The sequence below is a fragment of the Pseudomonas sp. TZ252 genome (assembly GCF_056110345.1).
The window spans coordinates 1132868-1149699 of the sequence record NZ_CM148566.1 but is presented as its reverse complement, the minus strand read 5'-3'; the positions used below and the strand labels follow the sequence as shown (position 1 = coordinate 1149699).

General features: G+C 64.1%; 18 protein-coding genes and 1 other RNA gene. 15 read left to right on the top strand and 4 right to left on the bottom strand.

Annotated elements, in window-relative coordinates:
• The first annotated feature begins 12 nt into the window (after nt 1–12).
• The 6 genes from rpsI to ACYAF3_RS05305 all read left to right on the top strand — a co-directional run bounded on the left by rpsI (nt 13) and on the right by ACYAF3_RS05305 (nt 4363).
• On the top strand, nt 13–405 hold the full coding sequence (gene rpsI / locus ACYAF3_RS05330; protein ID WP_003098810.1) for a 30S ribosomal protein S9: 393 nt from the start codon (nt 13–15) through the stop codon (nt 403–405).
• 249 nt (nt 406–654) lie between these two features.
• Nucleotides 655–1248, top strand: a complete 594-nt coding sequence (gene petA / locus ACYAF3_RS05325; RefSeq protein ID WP_003100631.1) for a ubiquinol-cytochrome c reductase iron-sulfur subunit — start codon at nt 655–657, stop codon at nt 1246–1248.
• Nucleotides 1248–2459, top strand: coding sequence for a cytochrome b (locus tag ACYAF3_RS05320; protein ID WP_003094159.1), 1212 nt, complete (start codon nt 1248–1250; stop codon nt 2457–2459). Before petA ends, ACYAF3_RS05320 begins: the two co-directional genes overlap by 1 nt.
• Nucleotides 2459–3241, top strand: a complete 783-nt coding sequence (locus ACYAF3_RS05315; protein WP_003094157.1) for a cytochrome c1 — start codon at nt 2459–2461, stop codon at nt 3239–3241. Before ACYAF3_RS05320 ends, ACYAF3_RS05315 begins: the two co-directional genes overlap by 1 nt.
• 85 nt (nt 3242–3326) lie before the next feature.
• Nucleotides 3327–3944 carry a glutathione S-transferase N-terminal domain-containing protein gene (locus ACYAF3_RS05310; protein WP_003094155.1) on the top strand — a complete coding sequence of 206 codons (618 nt, stop codon included), beginning with the start codon at nt 3327–3329 and terminating at the stop codon, nt 3942–3944.
• An 11-nt stretch (nt 3945–3955) separates the two neighbouring features.
• Nucleotides 3956–4363 (top strand): ClpXP protease specificity-enhancing factor, encoded by a 408-nt coding sequence (locus tag ACYAF3_RS05305; protein WP_003094153.1) that lies wholly within the window; start codon nt 3956–3958, stop codon nt 4361–4363.
• 56 nt (nt 4364–4419) lie between these two features.
• Here ACYAF3_RS05305 and ACYAF3_RS05300 read toward each other — a convergent pair whose 3' ends face one another.
• From ACYAF3_RS05300 to ACYAF3_RS05285, 4 genes are read right to left on the bottom strand one after another with little or no spacing between them, the layout of a single operon-like run.
• Complete coding sequence (locus tag ACYAF3_RS05300; RefSeq protein WP_003094151.1) at nt 4420–4998, bottom strand: BON domain-containing protein; 579 nt, start codon at nt 4996–4998, stop codon at nt 4420–4422.
• A complete protein-coding gene (locus ACYAF3_RS05295) occupies nt 4995–5588 on the bottom strand; it encodes a phosphoheptose isomerase (RefSeq protein ID WP_003094149.1) in 594 nt (197 codons plus the stop codon). The genes ACYAF3_RS05300 and ACYAF3_RS05295 overlap by 4 nt, the downstream gene beginning before the upstream one ends.
• Before the next feature lie 28 nt (nt 5589–5616).
• Complete coding sequence (locus ACYAF3_RS05290) at nt 5617–5994, bottom strand: YraN family protein (RefSeq protein ID WP_003110149.1); 378 nt, start codon at nt 5992–5994, stop codon at nt 5617–5619.
• Nucleotides 5991–7805: a penicillin-binding protein activator gene (locus ACYAF3_RS05285; RefSeq protein ID WP_004348009.1), complete on the bottom strand. Its 1815-nt coding sequence runs from the start codon at nt 7803–7805 to the stop codon at nt 5991–5993. Before ACYAF3_RS05285 ends, ACYAF3_RS05290 begins: the two co-directional genes overlap by 4 nt.
• 126 nt (nt 7806–7931) lie before the next feature.
• On the opposite strand from ACYAF3_RS05285, the gene rsmI reads away from it, so the two are divergent.
• From rsmI to mraY, 9 genes are all read left to right on the top strand, one after another.
• Complete coding sequence (gene rsmI, locus ACYAF3_RS05280) at nt 7932–8780, top strand: 16S rRNA (cytidine(1402)-2'-O)-methyltransferase (RefSeq protein ID WP_003120901.1); 849 nt, start codon at nt 7932–7934, stop codon at nt 8778–8780.
• A gap of 40 nt (nt 8781–8820) precedes the next feature.
• Nucleotides 8821–9170, top strand: an RNA gene (rnpB, locus tag ACYAF3_RS05275) — RNase P RNA component class A.
• 314 nt (nt 9171–9484) lie between these two features.
• A complete protein-coding gene (gene mraZ, locus ACYAF3_RS05270; RefSeq protein ID WP_003103101.1) occupies nt 9485–9940 on the top strand; it encodes a division/cell wall cluster transcriptional repressor MraZ in 456 nt (151 codons plus the stop codon).
• A gap of 2 nt (nt 9941–9942) precedes the next feature.
• The gene (gene rsmH / locus ACYAF3_RS05265) at nt 9943–10884 is read left to right on the top strand and encodes a 16S rRNA (cytosine(1402)-N(4))-methyltransferase RsmH (protein ID WP_004348010.1); all 942 of its coding nucleotides are present in this window, start codon (nt 9943–9945) and stop codon (nt 10882–10884) included.
• Nucleotides 10881–11174, top strand: a complete 294-nt coding sequence (ftsL, locus tag ACYAF3_RS05260; protein WP_003094142.1) for a cell division protein FtsL — start codon at nt 10881–10883, stop codon at nt 11172–11174. Before rsmH ends, ftsL begins: the two co-directional genes overlap by 4 nt.
• Nucleotides 11171–12910, top strand: coding sequence for a peptidoglycan D,D-transpeptidase FtsI (ftsI, locus tag ACYAF3_RS05255; RefSeq protein WP_003094139.1), 1740 nt, complete (start codon nt 11171–11173; stop codon nt 12908–12910). Before ftsL ends, ftsI begins: the two co-directional genes overlap by 4 nt.
• Nucleotides 12910–14373 (top strand): UDP-N-acetylmuramoyl-L-alanyl-D-glutamate--2,6-diaminopimelate ligase, encoded by a 1464-nt coding sequence (locus ACYAF3_RS05250; RefSeq protein ID WP_031755917.1) that lies wholly within the window; start codon nt 12910–12912, stop codon nt 14371–14373. Before ftsI ends, ACYAF3_RS05250 begins: the two co-directional genes overlap by 1 nt.
• Nucleotides 14366–15742, top strand: coding sequence for a UDP-N-acetylmuramoyl-tripeptide--D-alanyl-D-alanine ligase (locus tag ACYAF3_RS05245; RefSeq protein ID WP_003103103.1), 1377 nt, complete (start codon nt 14366–14368; stop codon nt 15740–15742). The genes ACYAF3_RS05250 and ACYAF3_RS05245 overlap by 8 nt, the downstream gene beginning before the upstream one ends.
• Nucleotides 15742–16824, top strand: coding sequence for a phospho-N-acetylmuramoyl-pentapeptide-transferase (gene mraY, locus ACYAF3_RS05240; RefSeq protein WP_003094129.1), 1083 nt, complete (start codon nt 15742–15744; stop codon nt 16822–16824). Before ACYAF3_RS05245 ends, mraY begins: the two co-directional genes overlap by 1 nt.
• Nucleotides 16825–16832: the final 8 nt, after the last annotated feature.

Genomic DNA, 16832 nt, shown 5'->3' with positions numbered 1-16832 from the left:
GGATAGCTCATTATGTCGGCGACTCAAAATTACGGCACTGGCCGTCGTAAGACCGCTACCGCTCGCGTCTTCCTGCGTCCGGGTACTGGCAAGATTTCCATCAACAACCGTGGTCTCGATCAGTTCTTCGGTCGTGAAACCGCTCGCATGGTCGTGCGTCAGCCGCTCGAGCTGACCGAGACCGTCGAGAAGTTCGACATCTTCGTTACCGTCGTTGGCGGTGGCGTAAGCGGTCAGGCCGGTGCGATCCGTCACGGCATCACCCGTGCCCTGATCGAGTACGACGAAACCCTGCGTAGCTCGCTGCGCAAGGCCGGCTACGTGACTCGCGATGCCCGTGAAGTCGAGCGTAAGAAAGTCGGTCTGCGTAAAGCGCGTAAGCGTCCGCAGTACTCCAAGCGTTAATTCGACGCTTGCTGAAAAACGCCCACCTCTTCGGAGCTGGGCGTTTTTTTATGTCTACGCTTTAACTCTGCGGCAAGGTGTCGCATGGCCGAAGGGCGCGCCCTACAAGGGTTTCGGGCGTTTTGTGTCAGGCTATTACCTTGTCATCAAAGGGGGTTTTCTTTACCATTTGGCGAATTTTTTGCGCGGCTCGAATTTTTACTTAAAGGCCTGATTAGAACAGGTCTGAAGCTGATGGGAGACGACTGAATGAGTAATGACGGCGTGAATGCAGGCCGGCGTCGCTTCCTCGTCGCGGCCACCTCTGTGGTTGGCGCGGCGGGAGCGGTGGGTGCTGCGGTCCCGTTCGTAGGGTCATGGTTCCCCAGTGCCAAAGCCAAGGCTGCTGGCGCGCCGGTGCAGGTGAACGTGGGCAAGATCGATCCAGGTCAGCAGATCATCGCTGAATGGCGCGGCAAGCCTGTATTCATCGTGCACCGCACGAAGGAGATGCTGGACGCCCTGCCGAGCCTCGAAGGACAACTGGCCGACCCGGACTCCAAGGCCTCGGAGCAGCCGGAGTACGTCGATCCCAAGCTTCGCTCGATCAAGCCGGAACTGGCGGTGATCGTCGGCATCTGCACCCACTTGGGCTGCTCGCCGACCTTCCGTCCCGAAGTCGCCCCCGCCGACCTCGGTCCGGACTGGAAGGGCGGCTACTTCTGCCCTTGCCACGGTTCCCACTACGACCTCGCCGGTCGTGTCTACAAAGGCCAGCCAGCGCCGCTGAACCTGCCGATTCCGCCTTATACGTTCGATGCTGACGACGTCATCACCATCGGCGTGGACCAGGAGAAAGCCTGATGAACAAGTTCATGGCTTGGGTCGATGCGCGTTTTCCCGCGACCAAGATGTGGGAAGACCATCTGAGCAAGTACTACGCACCGAAGAACTTCAACTTCTGGTATTTCTTCGGCTCCCTGGCGCTGCTGGTGCTGGTCAACCAGATCCTCACCGGCATCTGGCTGACCATGAGCTTCACGCCGTCGGCCGAAGAGGCGTTCGCTTCCGTCGAATACATCATGCGCGATGTCGACTACGGCTGGATCATTCGCTACATGCACTCCACCGGTGCATCGGCGTTCTTCATCGTGGTCTACCTGCACATGTTCCGCGGCCTGCTCTACGGCTCCTATCAGAAGCCGCGCGAGCTGGTGTGGATCTTCGGCATGCTGATCTACCTGGCGCTGATGGCCGAGGCCTTCATGGGCTACCTGCTGCCTTGGGGTCAGATGTCCTACTGGGGCGCCCAGGTGATCATTTCCCTGTTCGGCGCGATTCCGGTGGTCGGCGAAGACCTGGCCCAGTGGATCCGCGGTGACTTCCTGATCTCCGGCATCACCCTGAACCGCTTCTTCGCCTTGCATGTGATCGCCCTGCCGATCGTCCTGCTCGGCCTGGTCGTGCTGCACATCCTGGCGCTGCACGAAGTCGGTTCGAACAACCCGGACGGCGTTGACATCAAGAAGAAGAAGGACGAGAACGGCGTACCGCTGGACGGCATCGCGTTCCATCCGTACTACACCGTGAAGGACATCGTCGGCGTGGTGGTGTTCCTGTTCATCTTCTGCACCGTGATCTTCTTCTTCCCGGAAATGGGCGGCTACTTCCTCGAGAAGCCCAACTTCGAGATGGCCAACCAGTTCAAGACCCCCGAGCACATCGCTCCGGTCTGGTACTTCACCCCGTTCTACGCGATCCTCCGCGCGGTTCCGGACAAGCTGATGGGCGTGGTGGCGATGGGTGCGGCGATCGCTGTGCTGTTCGTCCTGCCGTGGCTGGATCGCAGCCCGGTTCGCTCGATCCGCTACAAGGGCTGGCTGAGCAAGCTGTGGCTGGTGATCTTCGCGGTGTCCTTCGTGATCCTCGGCTACTACGGCGCCCAGGCTCCGAGCCCGCTGGGTACTACCCTGTCGCGCGTTTGCACCGTCCTGTATTTCGCCTTCTTCATCCTGATGCCGTTCTACACCCGGATGGAGAAGACCAAACCGGTTCCGGAAAGGGTGACTGGCTGATGAAAAAGCAATTCGCTGCACTGATTCTGGCGGTACTGCCAGTCCTGGGTTTCGCCGCTGGCGGCCATGGGCCGCAACTGGATCATGTCGATATCGACCTGACCGACAAGGCGGCCATGCAGGATGGCGCGCGTACCTTCGCCAACTACTGCATGGGCTGCCATAGCGCCAAGTTCCAGCGTTACGAGCGTGTCGCCACCGACCTGGGCATTCCTGCCGATCTGATGATGGAGAAGCTGGTGTTCACCGGCGCCAAGATCGGCGACCACATGGACATCGGCATGAAGCCGGCCGACGCCAAGACCTGGTTCGGCGCCGCTCCGCCGGATCTGACCCTGGTTGCCCGCGTACGCGGCACCGACTGGCTGTACAGCTACCTGCGCTCGTTCTACGAGGATCCCAAGCGTCCGTGGGGCGTGAACAACGTGATCTTCCCCAACGTCGGCATGCCGAACGTCCTGGCGCCCCTGCAGGGACGCCAGGTGATCGGCTGCAAGCAGGTACAGGTGGTCGAGGATGGCAAGAAGCAGTTCGATCCGTTGACCGGTACCCCGCTGACTCACGAAGCTTGTGACCAGTTGACCGTGGTGCCGAAGACCGGCGAGCTGAACGAAGCCCAGTTCGACGAGAAGGTCAAGAACCTGGTGACCTTCCTGGCCTATTCGGCCAACCCGAACAAGCTGGCCTCCGAGCGTATCGGTACCTACGTCCTGCTCTACCTGGCCTTCTTCTTCGTATTCGCCTATCTCCTCAAGCGCGAGTACTGGAAGGACGTGCACTAACCCGCACGTTGGTCTTCGAAGCGCGCGCCCTACGGGGCGCGCGCGTCTTTTCACCTCCCACAAGTCGACCTGCGAGGAGGGCTCCATGGCTTCAATCAACAAGCTGACCTGCTATTCCGACCCTGCCGATCATTACTGCCATCGCATCCGCCTGGTCCTGGCCGAGAAGAACGTGGCGGTAGAGGTGATCGATATCGAGGCGGGCCGCTGTCCGCCGATGCTGGCGGAGGTCAACCCCTACGGCAGCGTACCGACCCTGGTCGATCGCGACCTGGCGCTGTACGAGCCGACGGTGGTCATGGAATACCTCGACGAACGCTATCCGCATCCGCCGCTGCTGCCCGATTATCCGGTGAAGCGTGCCAACAGCCGCCTGTTGATCCATCGTATCCAGCGGGACTGGTGTTCCCTGGTGGACCGGATCCTGGATGCGCGCAGCAAGGAGGCCGAGCGGGTCCAGGCGCGCAAGGAGTTGCGCGAGAGCCTGACCGGGGTTTCCCCGCTGTTCGCCGACAAGGCATATTTCCTCAGCGAGGATTTCAGCCTGGTGGATTGCTGCCTGTTGCCGATCCTCTGGCGTCTGCCGTTGCTGGGCATCGAGTTGCCGCGGCAGGCCAAGCCGTTGCTCGACTACATGGAGCGCGGATTCGCCCGGGAAAGCTTCCGGGCCAGCCTGTCTTCCGTTGAACGAGATATGCGTTAAGGAACATGAAGATGAATTCCAGCCGTCCCTATCTGGTCCGCGCGCTCTATGAATGGATCGTCGACAACGATTGCACGCCACATATCCTGGTGAACGCAGAGTTCGCCGGGGTAAAGGTGCCTCCGGGTTATGCCAGCGATGGGCAGATCGTGCTCAATGTCTCGCCCTCTGCCGTGCGGCATCTGCACATGGACAACGAGGCGGTCAGCTTCGAGGGGCGTTTCGGCGGCGTGGCGCAGAGCCTGTACATTCCAGCGCTGGCGGTAATGGCCATCTACGCCCGGGAAAACGGACAGGGCATGGTCTTCGATCTGGAGCAGCCGGGTCCGGTGGACGACGAGCCGGGCGATGACGATGGCGGACCGTCCGATGAGCCGCCGCGTCCCAGTGGCAGGCCATCCCTGAAGGTGGTCAAGTAAACGGCGAGCAATGAAAAAGGCGATCGAAGGATCGCCTTTTTTTCGTTCGCTGTTCTTCAGTTTATGTATTCGAACAGCTTGACGATCTTCTGCACCCCGTCGACGCCCTGGGCGACGCGGACAGCCTGGGCGGCTTCCTGCTGGTTGACCAGGCCCATCATGTAGACGATGCCGTTCTCGGTGACCACCTTGATCCGCGACGAGGGCACGTTGGGATCGCTGAGCATCTGGGTCTTCAGCTTGGTGGTGATCCAGGCGTCGTTGTTGCGGGCGAGCAGGGAGGAGGGCGAGGTCACCTGCAGTTCGTTATGCACGTTCTTGACCTTCTGCACCGTGCGCGCGGCCTGTTCGGCCTTGCTCTTGAGGTCGGCGCGCGGGGTCTGGCCGGCGATCAGAACGATGCCGTTGTAGCTGACCACGACGATGTGAGAGTCCTTGTCCAGGGCCGGATCGGCCTTGGCGATGTTCACCGCGGCCTTGGTCTCGATCAGCGAGTCGTCGATCTTGCTGCCGATGGTTCGGGTCCCGCGATCGTCGTCGATCGGTTTGTCCCGGGTGGCGCTGAGGAAACTGCTGCAGCCTCCCAGGGCCAGGCTCAGGGCCAGGGTGGCGGCGACGAAGGCGGTACGGCTCATTCTTCACTCCCGAACAGTTGGCGGTCGATCAGGTCGCAGAGGCAGTGGATGGCCAGCAGGTGGACTTCCTGGATGCGTGCGGTGATCTTGGAAGGAACGCGGATCTCCACGTCTTCCGGCAGCAGCAGCGAAGCCATGCCGCCACCGTCGCGGCCGGTCAGGGCGACCACCAGCATCTCGCGGTCGTGGGCCGCCTGGATGGCCTGGATCACGTTGGCCGAATTGCCGCTGGTGGAAATCGCCAGCAGGACGTCGCCCGGCTGGCCCAGGGCGCGGATCTGCTTGGAGAAGACTTCGTTGTAGCTGTAGTCGTTGGCGATCGAGGTGATGGTCGAGCTGTCGGTGGTCAGGGCCACGGCCGGCAGGCTCGGACGTTCGCGCTCGAAGCGGTTGAGCAGTTCGGAGGAGAAGTGCTGGGCATCGCCGGCCGAGCCGCCATTGCCGCAGGAGAGGATCTTGCCCTCGTTGAGCAGCGCATTGACCATCACCAGGCTGGCTTGCTCGATATAGGGAGGCAGTACTTCCAGCGCCTGCTGCTTGGTCTCGATGCTGGCCTGGAAGAGCTGGCGGATACGGTGTTGCATGTCCATCGGTAATGACCTTCGGTGGGGCGGCTGATCAGGCGTCGAATGCGTTCTGAATCCAGTCCAGTCGCGGTGGTGATTGTCCGTCGCTGGTATCGACGGTGACCACATCGAAGCGACAGGGGCGTTTGGCCCAGCGCGCCTCCTGTTGCAGAAAAAGTTCGGCGGAGAGAATCAGGCGCTGCCGCTTGCGCGCGTCGATGCTCTCCAGGGCTCCGCCCCAGGCGCGATGCCGGCGGGAGCGGACTTCGACGAATACTACTGTATCGCCGTCGAGCATGACCAGATCGAGCTCTCCGCGGCGACAGGTCCAATTCTTGCCAAGTGTGGCAAGGCCCTGTCGCCGTAGATGGGCGCAGGCCAGTTCCTCGGCCTGGCGCCCCTTGTCCCGGGAGCTTTCCCTATCGGTCAAAAGCTGCTGGTCCCCAGCGGCTGGACCTGGCCATTGCGGAACTCGGCCCATTGCAACTGGCGTTCGATACGTTGGGTCGGATTCAGGCTCAGGGTACCGGTCAGGCCGTCGATCTGCAGGCTCGGCACGGCCTTCAGTTCAGGCAGACGCGGAGCGAGGCGGTAGGCGTCGACGCCCATGGCGTAGAGGCGGCCCATGCTGCCGTTGGCCTGGGGCCATTGGGCGGCGACCTGCTGGCGGGTCGGGTCGCTGGGGTTGAGCAGCCACGGGGTCTCGCAGAAGCGGATGCCGTTGAGATCCTGGTCCTGGGTCGGGTTGTTGGTCCCGGTGTAGAGGTGCGAAGTGGCGTAGACCGGAAGGTCGCCGGCGTACTGGAAGGCCAGGGTCGGCTTGATCTGGCGGGCCTGCTGCGGGGTGGCGGCGAGGAACACGAAGTCGATGTCCTGGCGGCGCGACGGCTGGGTGGCGATCTGGCTGCCGAGGGCGCCCTGCAGGCGCTGGGCGCGGCCTTCGCTCTGGCGCAGTTGCAGCAGGTCGGCGATCTGTTGCGCCAGTTGTACCGGCTGGTCGACATGCTCGGCGGCGATCAGGCTGCCGCCCGCGGACTGCCAGCTCTGGCTGAAGGCGGCCAACACGCGGTCGCCCCATTCGCCGCGCGGCACCAGCGCCACGGCCCGGCGCATGCCGTCGCCCCAGGCCCGGCTGGCCACCGCGCGCGCTTCGTCCTCGGCGGCGAGGCCGAACTGGAACAGCTGCGCCGGGCCTTCCTGGCTGTTGTCGCTGTAGTTGAGTGCGAGGGTGGTGATCGGCAGTTGCTCGCGGCTAGCGAGTTGCTTGACCAGCGGCTTCTCCAGTGGACCGACGACCAGTTCGACGCCATCGGCCTGGGCCTGGCGGTAGAAGTCATCTAGCGAGCGCACCTGGGTACTGTCGTAGAGCTTGATCGAAGGAGGATTCTGGCCGGCCTGCTGGGCCTGGAAGTGGGCGGCGAGGAAGCCGTCCTGCAGGGCCCGGGCGACGTTGGCCAACTGCCCCTGCTGGGGTAGCAGGAGGGCGATGCGGGTCAGCGGCTGCTGGGACAGCGTCTTGAGTTTCTCCAGCGCCGCCGGCAAGTGCTTGGCCGCCGGGTGCTCGGGGTTCTGCTGTTGCCAGCTCTCGATGCTGGCCTGCTGTTGCTGCAGGGTCGGCGAGGTCTTGGTGATGCGTGCCAGGGTCAGCCAGCCGCTGAGGTCGCCTTCGTTGGCGCTCGGTTGCAACTGGTCGACCGGCAGGCTGCTGACCAGGGTCCAGATCTTTTCCTGGTTCTCGATCACCGCCGGGCCCTCGAGCAGCGGTGCGAAGTAGATGCGCTCCTTGGCTGCGGCAAGGACCTGGCCGTCGGCGGCGAGGGCCTGGGCCTTGGCGCGCTGGGTACGAACCTGCTGGGTCACCGGCAGTTCGCTGAGATGCTGCATGCTCGGATGCTGCAATGCCTGCAGGGCGGCCTTGGGCTTGCTGCGGGCGAGGGCCAGTTCGGCGTTCAGGGTGCTGGCGAAGACCTGCTGGGCCGGCTTCAGGCTTTCCAGCGGAATCTGTCCCAGGATGGCGGTGGACCTGGCGAGGTCCCTCTGCTGGTAGGCAAGGTCCGCTGCCGAGAGGCGCAGCAGCGCCGCGTCCTCGGGCTTGCTCTGGCTGGCCTGTTGCAACAACTGCTCGATGCTGGCATTCGGCGTACGGGGAAGTTCGCCCAGTCCGGAATTGGACGAGGTCGCGCAGGCGGTCAGCAGACCGGCCAGGATCAGAGCAGAAAGCGGACGCAGGCAAGCGATCATATAGGGCTTCTCATGGCGCATTCACGAAGAGTCGCCGATTGTACCGGAGGCCCGCCTCGGGTGCGATGGCGGCACCCTGAATCGCGATACAATGCCGCCTTTTCAGATAGCTCCCGAGGTATTTTCGTGTCAGCAGGCACTCTGTTCGTAGTGGCGACCCCGATCGGCAATCTCGACGACATCAGCCCGCGCGCCCTGCGGGTGCTGCGGGAGGTGGCCCTGGTGGCTGCGGAGGATACCCGCCATTCGATCCGGCTGTTCCAGCACTTCGGCATCGAGACGCCATTGGCGGCCTGTCACGAGCACAACGAGCGCGAGGAGGGCGGGCGCTTCATCTCCCGGCTGCAGGGTGGGGAGGACGTCGCGCTGATCTCGGACGCCGGTACCCCGCTGATTTCCGATCCCGGCTTCCACCTGGTGCGCCAGGCACAGGCGCTGGGTATCCGGGTGGTCCCGGTGCCGGGCTCCTGCGCGCTGATCGCGGCGCTGTCGGCGGCGGGATTGCCGTCGGACCGGTTCATCTTCGAAGGTTTCCTGCCCGCCAAGGCTGCGGGACGACGCAGCCGCCTCCAGGCGGTACAGGAAGAGCCGCGCACGCTGATTTTCTACGAGGCGCCCCATCGTCTGCTGGAAAGCCTGGCGGACATGCGCGACGTGTTCGGCGGGGAGCGCCGTGCGGTGCTGGCGCGGGAGCTGAGCAAGACCTTCGAGACCATTCGCAGCCTGCCGTTGGCCGAACTGCACGATTGGGTCGCGTCGGACAGCAACCAGCAGCGCGGCGAGTGCGTTGTGCTGGTGGCGGGGTGGCAGGCGCCGGAAGGCGAGGAGTCGATCGGTGCGGAGGCGCTCAGGGTGCTCGACCTGCTGCTTGCCGAGCTGCCGTTGAAGAAAGCCGCGGCGCTGGCGGCGGAAATTACCGGGGTGCGAAAAAACCTTTTGTATCAACAGGCTTTGCAACGCCAAGGGAAGAGTTGAGCTTGTTCTTCGCGCCTGCTCCCGCTAACCTTGTCGGCGGAGAGTCGATTGGACAGTCGCTGTCGCGCAATAGCGCGGTGGAGGAAAGTCCGGGCTCCATAGGGCAGAGTGCCAGGTAACGCCTGGGAGGCGCGAGCCTACGGAAAGTGCCACAGAAAATAACCGCCTAAGCGCAACAGCGCCGGTAAGGGTGAAAAGGTGCGGTAAGAGCGCACCGCACGGCTGGCAACAGTGCGTGGCTAGGTAAACCCCACTCGGAGCAAGACCAAATAGGAATCCATTGGCGCGGCCCGCGTTGGATTCGGGTAGGTCGCTTGAGGCGTACAGTGATGTGCGTCCCAGAGGAATGGCTGTCCTCGACAGAACCCGGCTTATAGATCGACTCTCCCACTTCTTCCCACTCTCTTCGCTTTTTCCCGGTTTTATCCGTCCGTCGCAAAAGCGAAAAGCCGCAACTCTTGATAAATCACTTTAAGTTCGAAGGCTAAGACTTTGGACTTATTGTGTTTTGTCATCTCTTTTACTTCTAAAAGCGCTCCGCAACCTTCCAAAAGCACGCTAAATCTCCGTCCTGTAAGGATTTTTCACTTCTGACGCGCCTTGACGGTGGGGAGTGTGGATTTCTATAGTGTGCAGAAGTGGTATGAAGTGGGTAAAAGTGGGATCAATTGGCATGGAAAGCCAACCACAGGGGAAGCGCTGACGTGTTTCGCGGAGCTAATGCCATAAGTCTCGACGCCAAAGGGCGCCTCGCGATGCCGAGTCGGTATCGTGACGAGCTCGTTTCGCGTTGTGCCGGCCAGCTCATCGTCACTATCGACGCAGTCGACCCCTGCCTCACCGTTTACCCCTTGCCCGAATGGGAACTGATCGAAGCCAAGCTGCGCGAGCTGCCTTCTTTGCGAGAAGAAACGCGGCGCCTGCAGCGGCTGCTGATCGGTAATGCCGTCGATCTGGAACTGGACGGAAACGGGCGTTTCCTGATTCCGCCGCGCCTGCGCGAGTACGCCAAGCTGGACAAGCGGGCGATGCTGGTGGGGCAACTGAACAAGTTTCAGTTGTGGGATGAGGATGCCTGGAACGCCATGGCTGAAGCCGACCTGGCGGCAATCAAACAACCCGGTGGGCTGCCGGACGAACTACGCGACCTGATCCTTTGACTATGAATGCCACCTACCGCCATATCACCGTTCTGCTCGAGGAGGCCGTTTCCGCACTGGCCCCGCGGGAGGACGGCTGCTATCTGGACGGTACCTTCGGAAGAGGGGGCCATAGTCGAGCCTTGCTCGAGAAACTGGGCGCCGGGGGACGCCTGCTCGGATTCGACAAAGATCCCCAGGCCATCCAGACAGGAAAAGCATTGGCGGCCGAAGACGGCCGCTTCGTCATTGTGCAGCGCTCGTTCGCCGAACTGGGCGATGAGGTGCGCGCACGCGGTCTCGAAGGGCGGGTCGATGGCGTCCTGCTCGACCTTGGCGTGTCGTCGCCGCAACTCGACGATCCCGAGCGCGGCTTCAGCTTCCTCAACGATGGTCCGCTGGACATGCGCATGAATCCCGGCCAGGGCATCAGCGCAGCGGAGTTCATCGCCAATGCCGCCGAAGAGGAAATCGCCCGGGTTTTCAAGGAATATGGCGAAGAGCGCTTCGCCAAGCGGATGGCTCGCGCCATCGTGCAGCGCCGCCAGGAGCGGCCGTTCGAACGAACTGCCGATCTCGCCGAAGTGATCACGGTTGCCAACCCCGCCTGGGAGAAGGGCAAGAATCCGGCGACCCGCGCATTCCAGGGCCTGCGCATCCATGTGAACAATGAGCTGGGCGATCTCGAGCGTGGCCTTGACGCCGCGCTCGAATCGCTGGCCGTCGGCGGCCGGCTGGTGGTGATCAGTTTCCATTCCCTGGAAGACCGCATCGTCAAGCTGTTCATGCGCAAGCACGCCAAGGGCGAGGCGGACAACTTGCCGCGCGACCTGCCGATCCGTTCCAAGGTCTTCGAGCCGCGCCTGAAGCTGCTGGGCAAGCCGCAGTACGCTTCGGAAGAAGAACTCAAGGCCAACCCGCGCTCGCGCAGCGCGGTCATGCGCGTGGCGGAGAAGCTGAGATGAGCCGTCTCTTCGTCAAGCGCCTGCCTACCGGCAGCTTTCTCATGTTGCTGCTTTATATAGGTCTGCTGCTCTCGGCGATTGCCGTGGCCTACAGCACCTACTGGAACCGGCAACTGCTCAACTCGCTGTATTCCGAGCTGAGCGTGCGCGACAAGGCGCAGGCCGAGTGGGGCCGGTTGATTCTCGAGCAGAGCACCTGGACCGCCCATAGCCGCATCGAAAGCCTGGCGGTGGAACAGTTGCGCATGCGCGTTCCCGACCCGGCCGAGGTCAGGATGGTGGCGCCATGAAACTGAATTATTTCCAGGGCGCCCTCTATCCATGGCGGTTCTGCGTGATCGTCGGCCTGCTGCTGGCGATGGTCGGCGCCATCGTCTGGCGAATCGTCGACCTGCACGTGATCGACCATGACTTCCTCAAGGGCCAGGGCGACGCGCGTAGCGTGCGGCATATCGCCATCCCTGCGCACCGGGGCCTGATCACTGACCGCAACGGCGAACCGCTGGCGGTGAGCACCCCGGTCACCACCCTGTGGGCTAACCCCAAGGAGCTGATGACCGCCAAGGAACGCTGGCCGCAACTGGCGGCGGCGCTCGGGCAGGATACCAAGCTGTTCGCCGACCGCATCGAGCAGAACGCCGAGCGCGAGTTCATCTACCTGGTCCGTGGGCTGACCCCGGAACAGGGCGAAGGCGTGATCGCCCTGAAGGTGCCGGGCGTGTACTCCATCGAGGAGTTTCGGCGTTTCTACCCGGCTGGCGAAGTGGTAGCTCATGCGGTCGGCTTCACCGATGTCGACGACCGCGGTCGCGAAGGTATCGAGCTGGCTTTCGACGAATGGCTGGCCGGCGTGCCGGGCAAGCGCCAGGTGCTCAAGGATCGCCGTGGCCGCGTGATCAAGGATGTGCAGGTCACCAAGAATGCCAAACCGGGCAAGACCCTTGCGCTGTCCATCGACCTGCGCCTGCAGTACCTGGCTCATCGCGAACTGCGCAACGCTCTGCTGGAGAACGGCGCCAAGGCCGGCAGCCTGGTGATCATGGACGTGAAGACCGGGGAGATCCTGGCCATGACCAACCAGCCCACCTACAACCCGAACAATCGTCGTAACCTGCAGCCGGCGGCCATGCGCAACCGGGCGATGATCGACGTGTTCGAGCCGGGCTCGACGGTCAAGCCGTTCTCGATGAGCGCGGCGCTGGCCAGCGGGCGCTGGAAACCCAGCGATATCGTCGACGTCTACCCGGGCACCCTGCAGATCGGCCGCTACACCATTCGCGACGTATCGCGCAATTCGCGGCAACTCGATCTCACCGGCATCCTGATCAAGTCGAGCAACGTCGGCATCAGCAAGATCGCCTTCGACATCGGCGCCGAATCCATCTACTCGGTCATGCAACAGGTCGGCCTCGGGCAGGACACGGGGTTGGGCTTCCCCGGCGAGCGCGTCGGCAACCTGCCCAACCACCGCAAGTGGCCGAAGGCGGAAACCGCGACCCTAGCCTACGGCTACGGTCTCTCGGTAACCGCGATCCAGTTGGCGCATGCCTATGCGGCCCTGGCCAACGACGGCAAGAGCGTGCCGCTGAGCATGACCCGAGTCGACCGCGTGCCGGATGGCGTGCAGGTGATCTCGCCTGAAGTGGCTTCCACCGTGCAGGGCATGCTGCAACAAGTGGTCGAGGCCCAGGGCGGGGTGTTCCGCGCCCAGGTGCCGGGTTACCACGCCGCCGGCAAGAGCGGGACCGCGCGCAAGGTCTCGGTCGGCACCAAGGGCTACCGGGAAAACGCCTATCGCTCGCTGTTCGCCGGTTTCGCCCCGGCCACCGATCCGCGCATCGCGATGGTCGTGGTGATCGACGAGCCGAGCAAGGCGGGCTACTTCGGCGGCCTGGTGTCGGCGCCGGTGTTCAGCAAGGTCATGGCTGGCGCGCTGCGCCTGATGAACGTGCCGCCGGATAACCTGCCGACGGCCACCGAACAGCAGCAGGTCAATGCTGCGCCCGCAAAAGGAGGGCGTGGCTGATGCCTATGAGCCTGAACCAACTGTTTCCCCAGGCCGAGCGCGATCTGCTGATCCGCGAGCTGACCCTGGATAGCCGCGGCGTTCGTCCGGGCGACCTGTTCCTGGCGGTGCCGGGCGGGCGCCAGGATGGTCGTGCGCACATCGTCGATGCCCTGGCCAAGGGCGCGGCTGCCGTGGCTTACGAGGCGGAAGGCGCCGGAGAGCTGCCGCCCAGCGATGCGCCGCTGATCGCGGTGAAGGGGCTGGTCGCGCAACTGTCGGCGGTCGCCGGGCGTTTCTACGGCGAGCCGAGCCGCGGGCTGGACCTGATCGGCGTCACCGGCACCAACGGCAAGACCAGCGTCAGCCAACTGGTGGCCCAGGCCCTGGATCTGCTCGGCGAGCGCTGCGGCATCGTCGGCACCCTCGGCACCGGTTTCTACGGCGCCCTGGAGAGCGGCCGGCACACCACGCCGGACCCGCTCGCGGTGCAGGCCACGCTGGCCACGCTGAAGCAGGCCGGCGCCCGCGCGGTAGCGATGGAAGTGTCTTCCCACGGCCTCGACCAGGGCCGCGTGGCGGCGCTCGGTTTCGATATCGCGGTGTTCACCAATCTGTCCCGCGACCACCTCGACTATCACGGTTCGATGGAAGCCTATGCCGCCGCCAAGGCCAAGCTGTTCGCCTGGCCGGGCCTGTGCTGCCGGGTGATCAACCTGGACGACGATTTCGGCCGTCGACTGGCCGGCGAGGAGCAGGACTCGGAGCTGATCACCTACAGCCTCACCGACAGCTCGGCGTTCCTCTATTGCCGCGAAGCGCGCTTCGGCGACGCCGGCATCGAGGCGGCGCTGGTTACTCCGCACGGCGAGGGCCTGCTGCGCAGCCCGTTGCTCGGCCGCTTCAACCTGAGCAACCTGCTGGCGGCGGTCGGTGCGTTGCTTGGCCTGGGTTATCCCCTGGGCGATATCCTCCGCACCTTGCCGCAACTGCAGGGGCCGGTCGGCCGCATGCAGCGCCTGGGAGGCGGCGACAAGCCGCTGGTGGTGGTGGACTACGCGCATACTCCCGACGCCCTGGAAAAAGTCCTGGAGGCCCTGCGTCCGCACGCGGCCGCGCGCCTGCTGTGCCTGTTCGGCTGCGGTGGCGATCGCGATGCCGGCAAGCGTCCGCTGATGGCTGCGATTGCCGAACGCCTGGCGGATGGGGTGCTGGTCACCGACGACAACCCGCGCACCGAGGCCAGTGCGGCGATCATCGCCGATATCCGCAAAGGCTTCGCTGCCGCTGACAAGGTTACCTTCCTGCCGTCGCGCGGTGAGGCGATCGCCCATCTGATCGCTTCCGCTGCGGTGGATGACGTGGTGCTCCTGGCCGGCAAGGGTCACGAGGATTATCAGGAGATCGACGGCGTACGCCATCCGTTCTCCGACATCGAGCAGGCCGAGCGCGCCCTGGCCGCCTGGGAGGTGCCGCATGCTTGAGCCTCTTCGCCTCAGCCAGTTGACGGTCGCGCTGGACGCCCGCCTGATCGGCGAGGACGCCGTCTTTTCGGCGGTTTCCACCGACAGTCGCGCCATCGGGCCCGGCCAACTGTTCATTGCCCTGAGTGGGCCGCGTTTCGACGGCCACGACTATCTCGCCGAGGTTGCCGCCAAGGGCGCGGTGGCTGCGCTGGTGGAGCGCGAAGTCGCCGACGCGCCCCTGCCGCAATTGCTGGTGCGCGATACCCGTGCGGCCCTGGGGCGACTGGGCGCGCTGAACCGGCGCAAGTTCACCGGCCCGCTGGCGGCCATGACGGGCTCCAGCGGCAAGACCACGGTCAAGGAGATGCTCGCCAGCATCCTGCGTACCCAGGCCGGCGATGCCGAGTCGGTGCTGGCTACCCGTGGCAATCTGAACAACGACCTCGGCGTACCGCTGACCCTGCTGCAACTGGCGCCGCAGCACCGTAGCGCAGTGATCGAACTGGGCGCCTCGCGCATCGGCGAGATCGCCTACACGGTCGAGCTGACCCGCCCGCACGTGGCGATCATCACCAATGCCGGAACCGCCCATGTCGGCGAGTTCGGCGGACCGGAGAAGATCGTCGAGGCGAAGGGCGAGATACTCGAAGGGCTGGCCGCCGACGGCACCGCCGTGCTGAACCTGGACGACAAGGCCTTCGACACCTGGAAGGCCCGTGCCAGCGGCCGTCCGTTGCTGACTTTCTCCCTCGACCGGCCCCAGGCCGATTTCCGCGCCGCCGATCTGCAGCGCGATGCGCGCGGCTGCATGGGCTTCAGGCTGCAGGGCGTAGCGGGTGAAGCGCAGGTCCAGCTCAACCTGCTGGGGCGGCACAATGTCGCCAATGCCCTGGCTGCCGCCGCTGCCGCCCATGCACTGGGCGTGCCGCTGGATGGGATCGTCGCCGGGCTGCAGGCGCTGCAGCCGGTCAAGGGCCGCGCGGTAGCGCAACTGACCGCCAGCGGGCTGCGTGTGATAGACGACAGCTACAACGCCAACCCCGCGTCAATGCTGGCGGCGATTGATATACTGAGCGGCTTTTCCGGGCGCACCGTCCTGGTCCTCGGAGACATGGGCGAACTCGGTTCCTGGGCCGAGCAGGCCCACCGCGAGGTGGGCGCCTACGCCGCTGGCAAGGTGTCCGCGCTCTATGCGGTCGGACCGCTGATGGCCCACGCCGTACAGGCGTTCGGCGCCACGGGCCGGCACTTCGCCGACCAGGCCAGCCTGATCGGGGCGCTGGCCACCGAACAACCGACAACCACCATTTTGATCAAGGGTTCCCGCAGTGCGGCGATGGACAAAGTCGTCGCGGCGCTGTGCGGTTCCTCCGAGGAGAGTCACTAATGCTCCTGCTGCTGGCCGAATACCTGCAACAGTTCTACAAGGGCTTCGGCGTCTTCCAGTACCTGACCCTGCGCGGCATTCTCAGCGTGCTCACCGCGCTGTCGCTGTCGCTGTGGCTGGGGCCCTGGATGATCCGTACCTTGCAGATCCGCCAGATCGGCCAGGCCGTGCGCAACGACGGTCCGCAGTCGCACCTGTCGAAGAAGGGCACCCCGACCATGGGCGGCGCCCTGATCCTTACCGCCATAGCCATCAGCACGCTGCTGTGGGCGGATCTTTCCAACCGCTACGTGTGGGTAGTGCTGGTCGTTACCCTGCTGTTCGGTGCCATCGGCTGGGTGGACGACTACCGCAAGGTGATCGAGAAGAACTCCCGTGGCCTGCCGAGCCGCTGGAAGTACTTCTGGCAGTCGGTGTTCGGCATCGGCGCCGCCGTGTTCCTCTACATGACTGCCGAAACCCCGATCGAGACCACCCTGATCGTGCCGATGCTGAAGAGCGTCGAGATCCAGTTGGGCATCTTCTTCGTGGTCCTGACCTACTTCGTCATCGTCGGTTCGAGCAATGCAGTGAACCTCACCGACGGTCTCGACGGCCTGGCGATCATGCCGACGGTAATGGTTGCCGGCGCGCTGGGCATCTTCTGCTACCTGTCGGGCAACGTGAAGTTCGCCGAGTACCTGTTGATTCCCAACGTACCGGGCGCCGGCGAGCTGATCGTGTTCTGCGCCGCGCTGGTCGGCGCCGGCCTCGGCTTCCTCTGGTTCAACACCTATCCGGCGCAGGTCTTCATGGGCGACGTCGGCGCGTTGGCGCTGGGCGCCGCGCTGGGCACCATCGCGGTGATCGTGCGCCAGGAAATCGTGCTGTTCATCATGGGTGGGGTGTTCGTCATGGAAACCCTCTCGGTGATGATCCAGGTCGCTTCCTTCAAGCTGACCGGACGCCGCGTCTTCCGCATGGCGCCGATCCATCACCATTTCGAACTGAAAGGCTGGCCGGAGCCGCGCGTGATCGTGCGCTTCTGGATCATCACCGTGATCCTGGTGCTGATCGGCCTCGCCACCTTGAAGCTGCGTTGAGGACGAAG

What these genes read in the sequence shown, in the direction of transcription:
- rpsI (WP_003098810.1), top strand. Translation starts at nt 13, where the DNA reads ATGTCGGCGACTCAAAATTACGGCACTGGCCGTCGTAAGACCGCTACC.
- petA (WP_003100631.1), top strand. Translation starts at nt 655, where the DNA reads ATGAGTAATGACGGCGTGAATGCAGGCCGGCGTCGCTTCCTCGTCGCG.
- ACYAF3_RS05320 (WP_003094159.1), top strand. Translation starts at nt 1,248, where the DNA reads ATGAACAAGTTCATGGCTTGGGTCGATGCGCGTTTTCCCGCGACCAAG.
- ACYAF3_RS05315 (WP_003094157.1), top strand. Translation starts at nt 2,459, where the DNA reads ATGAAAAAGCAATTCGCTGCACTGATTCTGGCGGTACTGCCAGTCCTG.
- ACYAF3_RS05310 (WP_003094155.1), top strand. Translation starts at nt 3,327, where the DNA reads ATGGCTTCAATCAACAAGCTGACCTGCTATTCCGACCCTGCCGATCAT.
- ACYAF3_RS05305 (WP_003094153.1), top strand. Translation starts at nt 3,956, where the DNA reads ATGAATTCCAGCCGTCCCTATCTGGTCCGCGCGCTCTATGAATGGATC.
- ACYAF3_RS05300 (WP_003094151.1), bottom strand. Translation starts at nt 4,998, where the DNA reads ATGAGCCGTACCGCCTTCGTCGCCGCCACCCTGGCCCTGAGCCTGGCC.
- ACYAF3_RS05295 (WP_003094149.1), bottom strand. Translation starts at nt 5,588, where the DNA reads ATGGACATGCAACACCGTATCCGCCAGCTCTTCCAGGCCAGCATCGAG.
- ACYAF3_RS05285 (WP_004348009.1), bottom strand. Translation starts at nt 7,805, where the DNA reads ATGATCGCTTGCCTGCGTCCGCTTTCTGCTCTGATCCTGGCCGGTCTG.
- rsmH (WP_004348010.1), top strand. Translation starts at nt 9,943, where the DNA reads ATGAATGCCACCTACCGCCATATCACCGTTCTGCTCGAGGAGGCCGTT.
- ftsL (WP_003094142.1), top strand. Translation starts at nt 10,881, where the DNA reads ATGAGCCGTCTCTTCGTCAAGCGCCTGCCTACCGGCAGCTTTCTCATG.
- ftsI (WP_003094139.1), top strand. Translation starts at nt 11,171, where the DNA reads ATGAAACTGAATTATTTCCAGGGCGCCCTCTATCCATGGCGGTTCTGC.
- ACYAF3_RS05250 (WP_031755917.1), top strand. Translation starts at nt 12,910, where the DNA reads ATGCCTATGAGCCTGAACCAACTGTTTCCCCAGGCCGAGCGCGATCTG.
- ACYAF3_RS05245 (WP_003103103.1), top strand. Translation starts at nt 14,366, where the DNA reads ATGCTTGAGCCTCTTCGCCTCAGCCAGTTGACGGTCGCGCTGGACGCC.
- mraY (WP_003094129.1), top strand. Translation starts at nt 15,742, where the DNA reads ATGCTCCTGCTGCTGGCCGAATACCTGCAACAGTTCTACAAGGGCTTC.